The organism is Candidatus Palauibacter polyketidifaciens (genome assembly GCF_947581785.1).
Taxonomy (GTDB): Bacteria; Gemmatimonadota; Gemmatimonadetes; order Palauibacterales; family Palauibacteraceae; genus Palauibacter; species Palauibacter polyketidifaciens.
Map to the genome: position 1 here is coordinate 1 of NZ_CANPVO010000010.1, position 13629 is coordinate 13629.

17 protein-coding genes are annotated in these 13629 nt (G+C 70.0%); 2 read left to right on the plus strand and 15 right to left on the minus strand.

The genetic code is table 11. From position 1 onward, the window contains the following. A partial coding sequence (locus RN729_RS01580; RefSeq protein ID WP_310781875.1) for an alanine racemase occupies positions 1 to 241 on the minus strand: 241 nt, incomplete at its 3' end. 64 nt (positions 242 to 305) lie between these two features. On the opposite strand from RN729_RS01580, the gene mazG reads away from it, so the two are divergent. Further along, the gene (mazG, locus tag RN729_RS01585) at positions 306 to 1178 is read left to right on the plus strand and encodes a nucleoside triphosphate pyrophosphohydrolase (protein ID WP_310781876.1); all 873 of its coding nucleotides are present in this window, start codon (positions 306 to 308) and stop codon (positions 1176 to 1178) included. A gap of 20 nt (positions 1179 to 1198) precedes the next feature. Here the strand turns inward: mazG and RN729_RS01590 are convergent, their stop codons facing one another. The 11 genes from RN729_RS01590 to RN729_RS01640 form a co-directional block, all read right to left on the minus strand. Next, positions 1199 to 1972, minus strand: coding sequence for a gamma-glutamylcyclotransferase family protein (locus RN729_RS01590; RefSeq protein ID WP_310781877.1), 774 nt, complete (start codon positions 1970 to 1972; stop codon positions 1199 to 1201). After that, on the minus strand, positions 1969 to 3003 hold the full coding sequence (locus tag RN729_RS01595) for an alpha/beta fold hydrolase (RefSeq protein WP_310781905.1): 1035 nt from the start codon (positions 3001 to 3003) through the stop codon (positions 1969 to 1971). The genes RN729_RS01590 and RN729_RS01595 overlap by 4 nt, the downstream gene beginning before the upstream one ends. Further along, positions 2925 to 3395, minus strand: a complete 471-nt coding sequence (locus tag RN729_RS01600) for an MOSC domain-containing protein (RefSeq protein ID WP_310781878.1) — start codon at positions 3393 to 3395, stop codon at positions 2925 to 2927. The genes RN729_RS01595 and RN729_RS01600 overlap by 79 nt, the downstream gene beginning before the upstream one ends. Then, the gene (locus tag RN729_RS01605) at positions 3388 to 4062 is read right to left on the minus strand and encodes a hypothetical protein (protein ID WP_310781879.1); all 675 of its coding nucleotides are present in this window, start codon (positions 4060 to 4062) and stop codon (positions 3388 to 3390) included. Before RN729_RS01605 ends, RN729_RS01600 begins: the two co-directional genes overlap by 8 nt. A 103-nt stretch (positions 4063 to 4165) precedes the next feature. Continuing rightward, positions 4166 to 5005 carry a metallophosphoesterase gene (locus tag RN729_RS01610; protein WP_310781880.1) on the minus strand — a complete coding sequence of 280 codons (840 nt, stop codon included), beginning with the start codon at positions 5003 to 5005 and terminating at the stop codon, positions 4166 to 4168. Between the two features lie 38 nt (positions 5006 to 5043). After that, entirely contained in the window at positions 5044 to 5874 is an 831-nt protein-coding gene (locus RN729_RS01615) for a type II toxin-antitoxin system VapC family toxin (RefSeq protein WP_310781881.1), read from the minus strand. Then, positions 5871 to 6107 carry a hypothetical protein gene (locus tag RN729_RS01620; RefSeq protein WP_310781882.1) on the minus strand — a complete coding sequence of 79 codons (237 nt, stop codon included), beginning with the start codon at positions 6105 to 6107 and terminating at the stop codon, positions 5871 to 5873. Before RN729_RS01620 ends, RN729_RS01615 begins: the two co-directional genes overlap by 4 nt. A 106-nt stretch (positions 6108 to 6213) precedes the next feature. Further along, positions 6214 to 6876, minus strand: coding sequence for a hypothetical protein (locus RN729_RS01625; protein ID WP_310781883.1), 663 nt, complete (start codon positions 6874 to 6876; stop codon positions 6214 to 6216). Beyond that, on the minus strand, positions 6873 to 7823 hold the full coding sequence (locus tag RN729_RS01630) for a pyridoxal-phosphate dependent enzyme (protein ID WP_310781884.1): 951 nt from the start codon (positions 7821 to 7823) through the stop codon (positions 6873 to 6875). Before RN729_RS01630 ends, RN729_RS01625 begins: the two co-directional genes overlap by 4 nt. Continuing rightward, positions 7820 to 9013 (minus strand): aminotransferase class I/II-fold pyridoxal phosphate-dependent enzyme, encoded by a 1194-nt coding sequence (locus RN729_RS01635; RefSeq protein WP_310781885.1) that lies wholly within the window; start codon positions 9011 to 9013, stop codon positions 7820 to 7822. The genes RN729_RS01630 and RN729_RS01635 overlap by 4 nt, the downstream gene beginning before the upstream one ends. Positions 9014 to 9023: 10 nt before the next feature. Next, positions 9024 to 9536, minus strand: coding sequence for a nuclear transport factor 2 family protein (locus tag RN729_RS01640; protein WP_310781886.1), 513 nt, complete (start codon positions 9534 to 9536; stop codon positions 9024 to 9026). Between the two features lie 149 nt (positions 9537 to 9685). Here RN729_RS01640 and RN729_RS01645 point away from each other — a divergent pair, with 149 nt between their 5' ends. Next, a complete protein-coding gene (locus RN729_RS01645) occupies positions 9686 to 10315 on the plus strand; it encodes a DUF2911 domain-containing protein (RefSeq protein WP_310781887.1) in 630 nt (209 codons plus the stop codon). A gap of 91 nt (positions 10316 to 10406) precedes the next feature. Here the strand turns inward: RN729_RS01645 and RN729_RS01650 are convergent, their stop codons facing one another. From RN729_RS01650 to RN729_RS01660, 3 genes are all read right to left on the minus strand, one after another. Then, positions 10407 to 12506 (minus strand): S9 family peptidase, encoded by a 2100-nt coding sequence (locus RN729_RS01650; RefSeq protein ID WP_310781888.1) that lies wholly within the window; start codon positions 12504 to 12506, stop codon positions 10407 to 10409. Between the two features lie 123 nt (positions 12507 to 12629). Next, a complete protein-coding gene (locus RN729_RS01655; protein WP_310757173.1) occupies positions 12630 to 12839 on the minus strand; it encodes a cold shock domain-containing protein in 210 nt (69 codons plus the stop codon). Between the two features lie 292 nt (positions 12840 to 13131). Then, positions 13132 to 13626, minus strand: a complete 495-nt coding sequence (locus RN729_RS01660; protein ID WP_310781889.1) for a GNAT family N-acetyltransferase — start codon at positions 13624 to 13626, stop codon at positions 13132 to 13134. Positions 13627 to 13629: the final 3 nt, after the last annotated feature.

Here is a 13629-nt window from a genome sequence, read left to right on the forward strand (position 1 = left end):
TCCCGCCCCGCCGGAGTTCGGCGCCTTCCGGCGGCGTTGCGACCCCGAACGCGTAGGGCTCCAGCCGGTCCAGGGCGCGCGCGACCTCGATCGCGCCGAGGCCGTACGCGTCCGCCTTGACCATGGGGACGAAGCGGGCGGGAGCGACGTGCCTCGCCACACGCCGGGCGTTCCGCGACAGCGCCGACAGATCGACTTCGAGCCATGCTCGGTACGGGGGGTCTTCGCGGCTGCGGGTCAAGCGTGGCCGGGGGTTCGGGGAAGGTTCCTGCGGTGTCCTGCCACGGGATGATACCTTCGCCGTCATGCAAGAGCCAACCGCCGCCGGCCTCGAGCCTCTCCACGCGGAAGAGGCACGCGAAGGGGATGATGCCCTCGCCCGCGTCCTCGCGCTCGTCCGCTTCCTGCGCGTCCGCTGTCCGTGGGACGCGAAGCAGACGCCGCAGACGCTCCGCCCCTATCTCCTCGAGGAGGCGCACGAAGTCGCGGACGCGATCCGGGCGGGAGACGACGGCGACCTGTCGGGAGAACTCGGCGACCTGCTCCTGAATGTCGCCTTCCAGATCGTGCTCGCCGAAGAGCGCGGCGCCTTCGGGGCCGCCGACGTCGTCGAAGCGCTCGAGGCGAAGATGGAGGCGCGCCACCCGCACGTGTACGGCGATGCCGACGCCCCGCCCGACTGGGAGTCGCTCAAGGCCGCGGAACGCGAGACTGCGGGCGATCCCTTCCACGGCGTCTCGGCCGGGCTCGACCCGCTCAGTCGCGCGGCGCGCGTTCAGGAGCGGATGGCCGGGTTCGGGTTCGACTGGCCCGATCTCGCGGGTCCCCTGGAGAAGGTGCGCGAAGAGACGGCGGAACTCGAACACGCGGCGACCGAGCACGCGGCGGCCGAAGACGCCTCCGGGTCTCTCGCACCGGCCGCGCCGCCCGCCCCGCCCCGCATCGGCGAAGCGAGTCCGGAGGTCGTCGAGGAGGTGGGGGACCTGCTCTTCGCGGTGGTGAACGCCTCGCGGTGGGCCGGCGCTCACCCGGCCAACGCGCTCCTCAGCGCGGTCGAGAAATTCGAGCGCCGCTGTCGGCGCATGATCGAACTTGCGGAGCGCCGCGGCCTCGAGTGGAAGGGCGCGGATCTCGCGACGCTCGACGCCGTGTGGGAGGAAGTGAAGGCCGCCGAATAAGGCGGGCGACCCGCCGCCGCTCAGGTGGGGTCGCCGCCGCGATCCGACGCGCGGACCGGGCGGGCGATGTCCGTGAGTTCGTAGATGTTGCAGACCCACCACACGGTCTCGCTGCCGGCTCCGGTCCCCGACGCCATCTCGACGGGCGCGAGGATCCTCCGGTAGGCCTCGCCCTCAAAGGCGTCGAGCCGCTCCCAGGCGTCGGGGAGGCCGGGACTCTCCAGCACCTTCACCGCGACCCGGTCGCCGGAACCTCCGGGGACGAACCCGGGATAGCCCTGTCGCGCCGCCCAGCCGCGGTCGTGCAGCGTGCCCTCCACCGACCCTTCCACCCAGCGCCCGACGAGCGCCGCCACGTGATGATGGTTGTTCTCGCCGGGGAGCAGGGACCCGTACACCGCGAGACGCCGCTCCGGATGGTCGAGCAGGGCTTCGATCAGCCGTTCGAGGATCGGTTCGAGATACCCGCGCAGCGCCGCGGCGCCGCCTTCATCACCCGGTTCGGCCAGAAGCGCTTCGAGTTCCGCGAGCGCTCCGGCCGCGTCCGGCCGGCGACTCTCGCCCGGCCCGCGACTCTCTCCCGGCCCGAGGTCCGCGTCCGGCCGACGACTCTCGCCCCCCCCGCGATCCGCGCCCGGCAGAGCCGCGGCAAGCTCCTCGAACCCCGAAAGCAGGGCGCCGAGGCGGTCGAAGCTGCCTTCGGGCGCGAGCCGCGCTTCATTGAGGCGGCGGAGGGCGCCTCGCAGGGCGCCGGGGTCGCGGATCGGGTCCGGCTCCGGGCCGTCCGCGGTCACGGTCCTTCCCGTGGCCGCTGCCGAAGGAACTCCCGCACGCCCTCCCAGAACGGCGCCGGCCTCTCGATGAACGGAAAGTGTCCCGATCCATCGACCCGAATCAGGCGACTGTCCGGCAGGGCTTCATCCATCGCCTCCACCATCTCCATCGGGATCGGATCCTGCGCGCCGTGCACGATGAGCACCGGAACCTCGATCTCGCCGAGACGGTCCCAGAAGTCGAGTCCCTGGAGCGGCGTCATGAGCAGCGTCGCGACGAGCTGCCCCTGGCTCGCCGTCCGCTCGTGCAGGGAGAGGCGAAGCAGGCTGTCCGCCACGCCGGCGTCCGCGAACGTCCCGCGGAAGACGTGGAAGAAGACCCGGCTGATGGCCTCCGCCTCCCGCTCCGCGAACTCCGGCGTCCCCCGAATCGAGTCGATGGCCGCGAGGTCGACCGAATCCCGCCTGGCCAACTGGTTCTCGTCGGTCTGCTCGCGAAACCGGCTGCCCGGCTCGACGGGCGCGACGAGGATGATCGCCGTCAGCCGCTCCGGGCGCTCCATCGCGTAGAGGAGGGCCGGAATCGCGCCCCACGAGTGCGCGAGCAGCGTGACCGTCTCGCGTTGCGCGACGTGCTCGCGGATCCGGTCGATATCCGTGAGGTACCGCTCCATCGAGAGACTCGCCGCGTTCACCACGGCGCTCGACGCCCCCAGGCCCCGCTGGTCGTAGAAGATGACCTGGTGCGTCTCGGCCAGCGGCCCGAACCACGGACGAAGGTAGGAGTGGTCGAGGCCGGGCCCGCCGTGTACGACGACGACGGGCTCTCCGGCCCCGACCGCCTGGTAGAAGAGTTCCGCCTCGAAGACGGGGAGCGAGCCGGCCCGGGTCGGCGGGCCCGCCTCGGAGGCCGGAGCGCCGCACCCCGCCAGGAGCGCCGCGAGGAAGGCGAGACCGAAGGCGGGGCGGGCCGTCAGGATTCCCAGGCCACCGCATCGCCGAGGGCGAGGGGGCCGCCCTCGATCACCATCCCGTACGCGCCGCCCCGCCAGTCGGGCGCCAGCGCCGCCTTGAGCCCGGGCGCCGCGTCCTCCATGCGTTCGCACGGCAGCGTCTCGCCGCGAATGCGGATGCGACAGCCCGCGATCCGCAGCACCCGGTCCGCCGTCTCGCAGAAGTCGACGCCCCGCACGAGCAGGTTGGCCCGGCGCGCATCGGGGTCCAGATCGACGCCGACCTCCCGCGTCGCCGCCTCCCACGCGTCCGCGTCGAGGAGCGTCACCTGACGGTAGCCGCCGCGGTCGGTGTTCCCCTCCAACCCCTTCCCCGCCACGAGCGTGGCTTCCGGGACCGGCTCCATCGGGCCCTTCCGCGCCGACTTGAGCCAGATCGCCTCGAGCCGCGCCGATCCGGAGCCGGCGGGCCCCGCGGTGGACTCAGCCATCGGTCACCTCCAGCGATGAAAAGTGCAGGTTGAGGCCGTGGTTGACCCTCAGCCCCACGACGCCGTCCACGTGCTGCCCCGTTCTCGGCGTCCGGAACACTTCCTGCTCGTTCACGCCGAAGATCACCTCCTCGCCGCCGGCCTCCACGAAGAGGACGTTCTTCGCCGTCGCCGCGCCCTCGCCGCGCGCCGCCCAGGTGACGACCGCCTCGTGCTTCGTCCAGTCGAGGAGGGTGGAGGTCGCGTCGCCGTCCCGGCGCTTCACGATCACGCTCCCGTCCGCCCGGATGAGGAAGTACGTGTACGCCTGCCCGTCCCCCTCGAGATCCGTGCCGCCGACGAAGACGCCGAACCCTTCGTTCCGGCCCTCGGGGTCGAACAGGAAGACGGTCGACTCGACGCGGAAGTTGCCGTCCGCCCGGGTCTCGGGATCGTAGAAGATGCCGGCCGGTCCCGTGGTGACGTGCCAGCCGGGCGGCATCTCCTGGAGAGCTTCCACGCCGTCCCCTCCGTGATCGGTGCGGGCGAGCCAGCCATCGGGTGGCGGCAGCTTGTCTTCCTGGGCGGCGGCGGCGAGGGGAAGCAGGGTCAGGCATGCGATGGCCAGGCGCCCCGCGGCGCCCGCGACGCGCCCGCCGGGGACGCGAGATTTCGAATGGTGCGGCATGTTCGGTGTCACTCCGATTTCGGATCCGGTTCGAGGTTCCAGCCGGCGGGCCGGCAGCCCATGGCCAAAGCCCTGCTGGCGGCCCGTGAGGGCGGCATGATAGTCACTCCGGCGGCGACTCGCAGGACTCGCAGCGTGTGAGCCGGAGCGCGACGATTTCGGGCGGCACGAGGAAGCGCACGCCGAGCCGGCTCGTCCCCACCCCGGTCGTCACGAAGAGGTGTCGCCCGTCCTCCACCACGTGACCCGCCGCGTATCGGTCCCCGAAGCGGGAGGGGGTGATCCGGGGACCCACGAACGGGATGATGACCTGCCCGCCGTGCGTGTGCCCGGCCACCGTCAGCGAGGCCCGCGCCGGCACCTCCGGGAAGATGTCGGGGTTGTGCGTGACGACGATGACGGGCTCCCCGGGACGGACCCCGTCGAGCGCGTCCTCGACCGACGGATGGCCCGTCCAGAAGTCCGCCACGCCCGCAATCCAGACATCCTGGCCCCGCACACGCGCGCGCTGGCCCCGGTTGTCGAGCACGTTGATCCCGGCCCCGTGGAGCGCCGCCTCCACGCGTTCGGCAGACAGCCAGCGGTCGTGGTTGCCGAGCACCGCGAACACGCCATGGCGGGCGTCGAGGGCGGCCAGATCCTCGGCGATCTCCTCCGGCGGCACGAACCGGCCGCCCATGACGTTGTCGATCGTCAGATCGCCGGCGATGAGAACGAGATCCGGGAGCGTCTCGTTCACCCGTCGCACGACGCGACGCAAGTTGTCCCGGCCGTTCCGCGGCGAGCCCACGTGCAGGTCGGCGATCAGAGCGATACGGGTCTCCTCCCCCTCGGGCCATCCCGGCACCCCGAGGTCGGCCCGGCGGAGAACCAGTCGGCCCGGTTCCCACCAGAACACCCACGCGGCGAGCAGGGCCGCGGTCGCTAGGAGGAGGAGAAGCATCCAGCCCGTCCAGCCGGGGCGCGGTCGCCGCGGCGCGCTTATCCGGCCAGCCGCGCATGGCCTGCGCGCCAGTGGGCGCCCAGATGCGCGATGTAGTGGATGTCCAACTGGTCAACCATCAGGAGGGCATGCTCAAGGAGCCGCCGTCGCGTCATCGGTTCGCCCCTTCCGGCCCATCCGAGCATGAGCAGATCCACGCGTTCGTCCTGGGGCAGCTTCTTCATCATCTCCAACAACCTCCGGTATGTCGGCGATATCTCGACGAGGTCATCGACCACCTTCTGCTGCTCCGGGCTGAGGATCCTCCGTCCCTGTGTTGCTCGTCGCGACAAGATGTCCTCCTGGACGCTGTCCAGGGTAGCGGCGAACCGATCCCACGCTTCGATCAGTTCCGCGACTGTTTCCGGGGCGATGATGAGCCGCGCCCCGGCGGCTTCGATCCGATCCATCTCTTCCCCGTCGTCCAGTCTGACGGCGATCACTGAGGGGGCCCATTGCGATACGATCTTCGGCAGCCTTCGATCCGACGTGACAAGAATCGAGTCAGTCAGCTTGGCGCACGCGATGTAGAAGCAATCGTACACCGCGTGTCCGGCTCGCAAAGCGATCTCCGCCGCATCCCGAACCAGTTCAGCGCCGGGGAGGAGAGCGACGCCCTCCGGTATCCGGGCGACCCCTTCGACGAACGCCTGCGCCGAGTCGATCTCTCCGCGGCGATGCTTCTTCCAGATCACGTTGGCGCATTCGGGTAAGATGAGGTCCGGTGCGTGCCGTTCGATGCGGGGGCCCGTCAAGGCGAGGGCTTCGCGATGGCCTTCCTCCTCGACAAACCACTTCACAGCGACGCTCGCGTCCACCGTGACTCTCACCGGGCTCGATCCTCCCTGAGCAGAGCCGCACTGTCCGTCTGTCGTGTGCCGACCGTCGTCGCGGCCAATTCACTGGCCCGCGCGAAGAACTCGGCCGCGCGGCGAGGTCCCGACACCTCTCGCTTGAGCACATGCCGAATCTCACCCTCGAGCGAGCGCTCGTTCTGTTTCGCCTGCGCCTTCAGCCGGGCGATCACACTGTCGTCCAGGTTCCGTACGGTCAGATTCCCCATGCTTGGCCTCCTCAGATTCGACGCTCGCTATCGTAATGTTAGCATAATGCAAGCAGGCGTCAACCCGGTTGCAGGGGAAACGCCGATTCGGCCTTCGAGTCGATCTTCAGCGGCCTCCGGCCTCGAGTTGTGGGATGTCGTCCTCCGCCTCCTCCTCGCGGGGGCCGAAGCGGACGAGGAGTCCGCCGATGACCGAGGTGAGGATCCAGCAGAGCAGGGACAACATGAGACCCTCAACGTCGAACGCGGCCGAGAGGATCAGCGTCGACACGAACCAGAGGGTGAAGTTCTGGAGCTGAAAGTCGAGCTGGCTGCCGCGCTTCATGGCCTGCATGGCGCGCAGTATGAGGTAGATCATCGTGGCGCCGGATGCCGCGATGGCGCCCCCGAGCGAGGTCGCGAAGATGAATCCGAAGGCCGCGCCGACCGCCCCGCCCGCAATAATGCGCCCAGGAGAGGGGGAGGCCGGGTTTCCGGCGCGCGTCGGGGGGACCGCCGGAGGGCGCGGCTCGGGGACGGGAACCGGCATCTCTTCCGCGACCAGTTCCGCGATCGCGGTTCTCGTCGCGCGCGGATCGATTCCCGCCTCGCCGGCGATCCGCTCCAACTCCTCGACCGTCATCGCATCGCCCCGGGCGTCGATCTCGGCAGCCCGCTTCAGGATCTGCGAGACCTGGGCGGCGGTGAGGGTCGCGGGAGGGTCGCGGGAGGGCGGCTCGCGGGGGGAGGACGGCTCGCGGGGGGCAGGCGGCTCGGTCAAGTCGCTCATGGCACCTCGCCGGCGAGGATGGTGGCCAGGCTGGACGGATCCAGGTTCCCCCCGGACACGATGCAAACAATTTTGTCCCCCTTCACCGCGCCCGACAGGGCGGCCGCGACCGAGGACGCGCCGGCCCCCTCGGCCACCACGCGGTTGCGGGTGGCGAGCAATCGGATCGCGTCGGCGGTGTCGCGGAGCGTGATTTCGGCCGAACCCGCCAGGAGATCCTCCGCCAGTTCCCACATCGCGGGCTCCACGTGCGGACCCCCGATGCCATCGACGAAAGAGGGCGTGTACGAGATCGAGACGGCGCGGCCCGCGCGAAGCGATTCCGCGAACGGGGCCTGGCCCGTGACCTCCGACGCGAAAACGGGCACGTCCGGAGCGACGGCGCGCATTCCGGCCGCGATCCCGCACGCGAGTCCGCCACCTCCGAAGGGGACGATCACGGCGTCCACGTCGGGGAGATCTTCGACCAGTTCGAGGGCGATGGTTCCGTTCCCCGCCATCACGTCGCGGTCCATGAAGGCGTGGACGAACCGCCCATCCATCCCGTCGAAGCGCTGCGTGCGGAAGACCTCGAACCAGGAGGCGACGGAGGTCTTCACGGCCGTCCCGCCGAGCCGGGCGATCGCGTCCAGCTTGAGCCGCGGCGCCGTCTTCGGGACGACGACCGAGCACGGGACGCCGAGCCGCCGCGCGTTCCAGGCGACACCCTGCGCCATGTTCCCCGCGCTCGCCGTCCACACCCCCGCCGCCAGCTCCGCGGGCGGAATCAGGCCGATCGCGTTCGCCGACCCCCGGATCTTGAACGAGCCGATCGGCTGCAGATTCTCGAGCTTGAGCCAGATCTCGGGCCCTTCGTCCACGCCGAGGCGGATGAGTGGCGAGCGGAGGGCCGCCGCATAGACCCGTTCGCGCGCCGCCTCGATCTCCGGGAGGCCGGGGGGCTTCACGCCGTGAGGCCCGCGACCGCACGCGGCAGGCTCGCCAGCGCCCGGTCGAGGTCGGCCGCGAGATCCTCCGTCGCCTCCAGTCCGGTGGAGAAGCGGATGAGGGCATCCCGGATTCCGGCCTTCTCCCGCTCCTCGGCCGACATCCCCGCGTGCACGGCGGCGGCGGGCCGCACGACGAGCGACTCCGGCCCTCCGAGACTCGCCGCGACCATCGGGATCTCGAGCGCGGAGATGAACGCCTCCGCCGCGTCGACCCCGCCCTCGAGTTCGAACGACATCATCCCGCCGAAGCCGTCGAACAGGCGCGCGGCGCGCTCGTGCTGCGCGTGGCTCGCGAGTCCCGGATAGTGGACGACGGACACGGCGGGGTGCGCTTCGAGCCGCGCGGCGAGCCGCCCGGCCGACGCGTTCTGCTCGCGGACGCGCACGCCCAGCGTCTTCAGTCCGCGCTCGAGCAGAAACGCCGCGTGCGGGTCGAGGGAGCCGCCGAGGTGGTCCTGCATGACTTTTACGCGGCGCACGAGATCCGCCGGACCGGCCACGCTCCCGGCCACGATGTCGCTGTGGCCGTTCATGTACTTCGTGCAGCTCTCGAGGACGAGGTCGAAGCCGATCTCCGCCGGCCTGAAGTTGATGGGACTCGCGAACGTGTTGTCGATCAGCGTCACGAGCCCGTGCTCGCGCGCGAACGCGACGACGGCCTCGAGATCCGCCACCTGCACGAGCGGATTCGTGAGCGTCTCCACGTACATCGCGCGCGTCGTCGGCGTCAGCGAAGCCGCCCAGCTCGATGGATCCTGCGGGTCGATCACCGTGTGCCCGATCCGGAAGCGCGGCAGGTCCTGCTGCAGGAGGGCCGCGGTGCCGCCATACAGCGTGTCCTGCACGAGCACATGGTCGCCGGCGGACAGCACCGTGAGCAGCGACCCCGAGATCGCCGCCATCCCGCTGCCGAGGACGAGGGCCGCCTCCGTCCCCTCCAGCGCCGCGATGCGCTCGCCGAGCACGCGATGGTTCGGCGTCGTGCTGAGCCGGATGTACCCGATGTCGTGGTAGTCCTCGCCGCCGAGCAGATAGTTCGCCGTCTGGTAGATCGGCGTGACGACGGCCCCCTCCGGCCTCGGCTCCTGCTCTCCCGCATGCACGGCGTCGGTGGACGCCGCCCTTCTCCCATCCCCGAAGTTCTTCATGTCTTTCCTCTCAGTCCCACATGACGCGGTGGATACGCCACCCGGTTTCGAGCCGCTTCCACACCTCGAGAAACTTGCCGTCGAGTTCGACATCGTCGGGGCCGCGCACCCGGTACGTCCCGTTCGCGAACGCCAGATCCCCGTCCACCTCGATGTCCTCGATCGTGAACCGGGCCTCGCTCAGCGGAATCGAACCGGCCAGAGCGCGCACGATCGCCTCGTGCCCCCGCACCGCCGGCTCGCCGGAGGGCAGCCGCATCGCGTCCGGCGTGAAGACGTCGGCGACCGCCTCGCCCGGCGCCCCCGCGATCAGCGATGCCTCCCAGCGCCGGGTGACGCGCTCGATCTCCGCCCGCACCGCCTCGACGGCGACCGCCCCTCCGGTCTCCCCCGCCTCCGGCGTCCCGCCCCCGCACCCCGCCGCCGCGACCAGGACACCTGCCGCCGCAACCGGGCCGCACGCCGCGAAGCCGGCCGTGAAGATCCGCCGAAACGTTCCTCTTGCGGGCCGTGTTCTCTTCATGGGTCGATATTGTATCGGAGGCCGCGTGCCGCGGCGACGCACCCGGCTTTCGGGTTCGCGCGCGCCACCGTAGGATGCCCGGCCCGCTTCGGGATTGTTCGCGCATCGCCGGCCGGCGATGCCGCGCTTGAACCTGCTTGGAGGTACGAATGAAGAAGATGTTCCGCGCCGTCCCCTGTTTCGCCCTCGCCCTCGGCGCTGCCCTTGCCTTCGCCGCGCCCGCGGACGCCCAGGACCGTCGCGCGAGCCCGCGTGGCGAGGCGGCGACCCAGGTGGGCGGCGGCTATGATGCCGAGGGGAGCTACAGCGGCTCTTGGGTTGTCGTCACGTACGGGCGCCCGATCCTGCGCGGCCGCGACCTGTTCGGCTCGGGCGATGAGTATGGCCAGCAGTTCCTGCGCGGGGCGCCGGTGTGGCGCGTCGGCGCGGACCAGTCCACCCGTTTCATGACCGAGACGGACCTCACGTTCGGCGGCGAGCGCCTGCCCGCCGGCGAGTACAGCGTGTTCGCGGAACTCTCCGAGGACGAATGGACGCTGGTCTTCTCGAACTGGGGCGCGAAGGAGAGCTTCCGCGAGGAGAACGACGACGCCCTGTGGGGGTCCTACGGCTACACGCCCGATCGCGACGTGCTGCGCACGACGATGGATGTGGACACGATCATGATGTCGGCCGACCAGCTCACGATCTCGTTCATGGACATGACGCAGGAGGGCGGCGTGTTCACGATCTGGTGGGATGATCAGGTTGCCACCGCCCCCTTCCAGGTGGCCCGCTAACCCCTCCCTGAGTCACGGAGATTGTTGAATATCGGACGCCAGGAGTTCGATATTCAACAATCCTCCGGTCAGAGCCCTCCGCTGTCGCGGTTCAAGATGTCGTGGCGGCGTAGCGGCGGAACCACTCCAGGGTCGACAGCATCTTTCCGATGTGGTGGCTCGGGCGGCGGCGGATGCCGTGCGGCTCGCCCGGGAAGCGCACGAGCGACGTCTCCACCCCGAGCAGCTTGAGCGCCTTGAAGTACTGCTCGGATTCCGACATCGGCGTGCGCCAGTCCTCCTCGCCCGTCACGATCCGCGTCGGCGTCGTCACGTTCTCGACCACGCTCAGGAGCGAGCGCGACTCGTAGTGCTCCACGTGGTCCCACGGGTATCCGGGGAACCAGTAGTTCACGCCGTAGGCCGCCATGTCCGCGGTAAGCACGAAGCTGTACCAGTTGATGACGGGATACCACGACACCGCCGCGCGGAAGCGGTCCGTCCGGCCCACGAGCCAGGCCGTGAGGACGCCGCCTCCGCTCCCGCCCACGACGTACAGCTGCTCCTCATCTACGTACCCCTGGTCGATCACCGCGTCGACGCCGGACACGAGGTCATGGAAATCGTCGCCGGGGTAGGCGTGGTGGATCAGGTTCCCGAACTCCTCGCCGTAGCTCGTGCTCCCGCGCGGGTTCGTGTAGAGGACGACGTAGCCCTGCGCCGCCATGAGCTGCTTCTCGAGGTCAAAGCGCGCGCCGTAGTTCGAGAACGGCCCCCCGTGGATCTCGAGGATGAGAGGATATTCGCGGGACGGGTCGAAGCCGGGCGGCTTGATGATCCAGCCGTGGATCGGACGTCCGTCGTGCGAGGACTCGTACCAGATCTCCTCGACCTCGCCGATCTCGCGCTTGGCCATGAGGTCGTCGTTGATCCCCGTGAGCACGCGGACATCGCCGCCGGGGCGGCCCGTTGCGACCTCGGAGAGCACGGCCGGCGTCGTGTAGTTCATCGCGAAGCTGCCGTCGTCGGCCACGGAGTACGTCGCGCCGGCGTAGGCGCGGCCGACCCCGCCGACATTGGCGGTCAGCACCCGGTGGCCGCTCCCGTCGTCGTCGAGGCCGAAGAGGGCGAGTTTCGTCATCCCCTCGTCGTCGTACAGGGCGTACAGGCCCGACCCGTCGGGCGCCCACGTCGCCCCGTAGACCTCGCGGTCGAATCCGTCGGAGAGCGAACGCGGGTCGCTCCCGTCCCGGTTCATGACGTAGAGCCGCGTGAGCTGGTAGCCCTGGAAGCGGTCGTCCATCCCGAAGTAGGCGATGTGACGGCCGTCGGGAGAGACGAGCGGCCCGTCGTCCGGCCCCCGGCGATCCGTGAGCTGCGTCGCCGTGCCGTCGGCTACGGAGACCTCGAACACCTCCGTGTCCGCTACGAACACGCTCTCCGTGTCGCCCCCTCGGGGGTCGCGCGACATGACGAGGCCCGAGCCGTCCGGAGTCCACGAGAAGTGCGTCCCGCCGATTCCGTTGCCGGCCCAGTGGTTGTCGCCGCTCGTGATCTGGCGCGCCGTGCCGCCCTCGGACGGGACGACGAAGACGTGCACGAACCCGTGCGGGAGATCGCCCAACTGGTCGAAGCGATACACGAGCCGTTCGACGACCTGCGCGGGCTCGGCCCACTCCGCCCCCTCCGGCGGCGTCGGCATCCCCCCGATCATCGGCGCCGGCTCCGGCACCAGCTTGCCGAAGGCGATCCGCGTCCCATCGGGCGACCATTCGAAGGACCGCGGCGGCTCCGTCACGCTCGTGACGACCGAAGTCTCACCCGAATCCATCCAGCGGACGTGGATCTGCGCGTCCCCGCTCCGGTTCGAGATGAAGGCGAGTCGCGTGCCGTCCGGCGACCAGCGCGGCGAGCTGTCGTTGAAGTCCCCCGTCGTGAGCGGCCGGTGGCCCGAGCCGTCGGAGCCCACGATCCAGAGGCTCGAGAAGCGGCTGTCCGTCATGATGTCCGCCCGCTGGCGGACGTAGACGATCCGGCGCCCATCCGGAGAGATCTGCGGATCCCCCGCAATCTCGACCTCGAAGATGTCCTCCATGCGAAGCGGACCGGATTCGGCCCCCGCCTGCGCAACCGCCGGCACGGCGACGCACAGAAGGGCGATGGCGGCAAGAAACGAAAGGGAGATGCGGGCACTGCTGAGCGGGGCGGTCATCGGACGCTCTCCGTGGCTGGGATGCGGGCGGCGTTTACACCTTCGGATCATAGCAAAAAAAGGGCCGCCCGTCGCCGGGCGGCCCTTTCTGAACTCACCGTTCGCCTGGTGGCGGTCGGCAAATCACGCGACGCGGGTCACGTTCTCCGCAGCCGGGCCCTTCGTCCCGTCAGTAACGTCGAACTCGACGGCCTCGCCCTCCTTCAGAGTGCGAAAGCCATCCGCCTGAATCGCCGTGTGGTGTACGAAGCAGTCCTTACCACCCTCTTCAGGGGTAATGAACCCGAAGCCCTTCTGGTCGTTGAACCACTTCACGGTACCTCTCGTACGCATTTCCTACTCCTTCGTTAGTCATGTCGGAGTTCGGGAAACCCGTCGCTGCCGACCGCTGACCTGTTCGACGCGGTCTCCCCCGCGCCAGGGTCGTGGCACTCGCCACGCAGATGAAAAAACCAAAGAAAAAGGGGCGACCCGTTGTTGAGAGGCCCCCCCGATCCTGCGATCCTGCCATCTCAGTTCGGCCGTGCTCGGCGTCGCGAGCCTCGTCCGAACGTGCGCAATGATCGCCTGCCGGACCCCAAACGTCAAGGGGCGCACCGATGTCGGCCGGTTTGGCGGCCCGTGGCTAGGTCCCGACGAGGGGGCTGCGCCGTTCGAGAAGAACCACGTCGCGCCACCGCCCGCCGAGCCTCCCCAGCCGCTCGCGCCGCCCCACGCGGCGGAAGCCGGCCCGCTCGTGGATGCGGAGGCTTGCGACGTTCTCCGGGAAGATCCCCGCCTGCAGCGTCCAGAGCCCGGCCCGCTCGGAGGACTCGACGAGGGCGGTCAGGAGACCGAGGCCGATGCCACCCCCGCGCGCGTCCGCGCCGACGTAGACGCTCACCTCCGCCACGCCGCCGTACACGCAGCGCCCCGAGACCGGAGCCAGCGCCGCCCACCCGACGACCCGCCCCTCGCGCTCGGCCACGAGCCGACAGCTCTCGAGGTGGCTCGCGTCCCACGACTCCCAGCCGGGCGACTCCGTCTCGAAGGTCGCGTCCCCCGTCGCGATCCCCTCCTCGTAGATCCTCCGCACCGGATCCCAGTCCTCGCGACGGAGCCGCCGGATCTCGATCGGCATCCG

Bases quoted from the DNA above. Each gene is read 5' to 3' on its own strand.
- RN729_RS01645 (WP_310781887.1), top strand. From the start codon at position 9,686: ATGAAGAAGATGTTCCGCGCCGTCCCCTGTTTCGCCCTCGCCCTCGGC.
- mazG (WP_310781876.1), top strand. From the start codon at position 306: ATGCAAGAGCCAACCGCCGCCGGCCTCGAGCCTCTCCACGCGGAAGAG.
- RN729_RS01655 (WP_310757173.1), bottom strand. From the start codon at position 12,839: ATGCGTACGAGAGGTACCGTGAAGTGGTTCAACGACCAGAAGGGCTTC.
- RN729_RS01600 (WP_310781878.1), bottom strand. From the start codon at position 3,395: ATGGCTGAGTCCACCGCGGGGCCCGCCGGCTCCGGATCGGCGCGGCTC.
- RN729_RS01620 (WP_310781882.1), bottom strand. From the start codon at position 6,107: ATGGGGAATCTGACCGTACGGAACCTGGACGACAGTGTGATCGCCCGG.
- RN729_RS01660 (WP_310781889.1), bottom strand. From the start codon at position 13,626: ATGCCGATCGAGATCCGGCGGCTCCGTCGCGAGGACTGGGATCCGGTG.
- RN729_RS01650 (WP_310781888.1), bottom strand. From the start codon at position 12,506: ATGACCGCCCCGCTCAGCAGTGCCCGCATCTCCCTTTCGTTTCTTGCC.
- RN729_RS01625 (WP_310781883.1), bottom strand. From the start codon at position 6,876: ATGAGCGACTTGACCGAGCCGCCTGCCCCCCGCGAGCCGTCCTCCCCC.
- RN729_RS01635 (WP_310781885.1), bottom strand. From the start codon at position 9,013: ATGAAGAACTTCGGGGATGGGAGAAGGGCGGCGTCCACCGACGCCGTG.
- RN729_RS01640 (WP_310781886.1), bottom strand. From the start codon at position 9,536: ATGAAGAGAACACGGCCCGCAAGAGGAACGTTTCGGCGGATCTTCACG.
- RN729_RS01605 (WP_310781879.1), bottom strand. From the start codon at position 4,062: ATGCCGCACCATTCGAAATCTCGCGTCCCCGGCGGGCGCGTCGCGGGC.
- RN729_RS01610 (WP_310781880.1), bottom strand. From the start codon at position 5,005: ATGCTTCTCCTCCTCCTAGCGACCGCGGCCCTGCTCGCCGCGTGGGTG.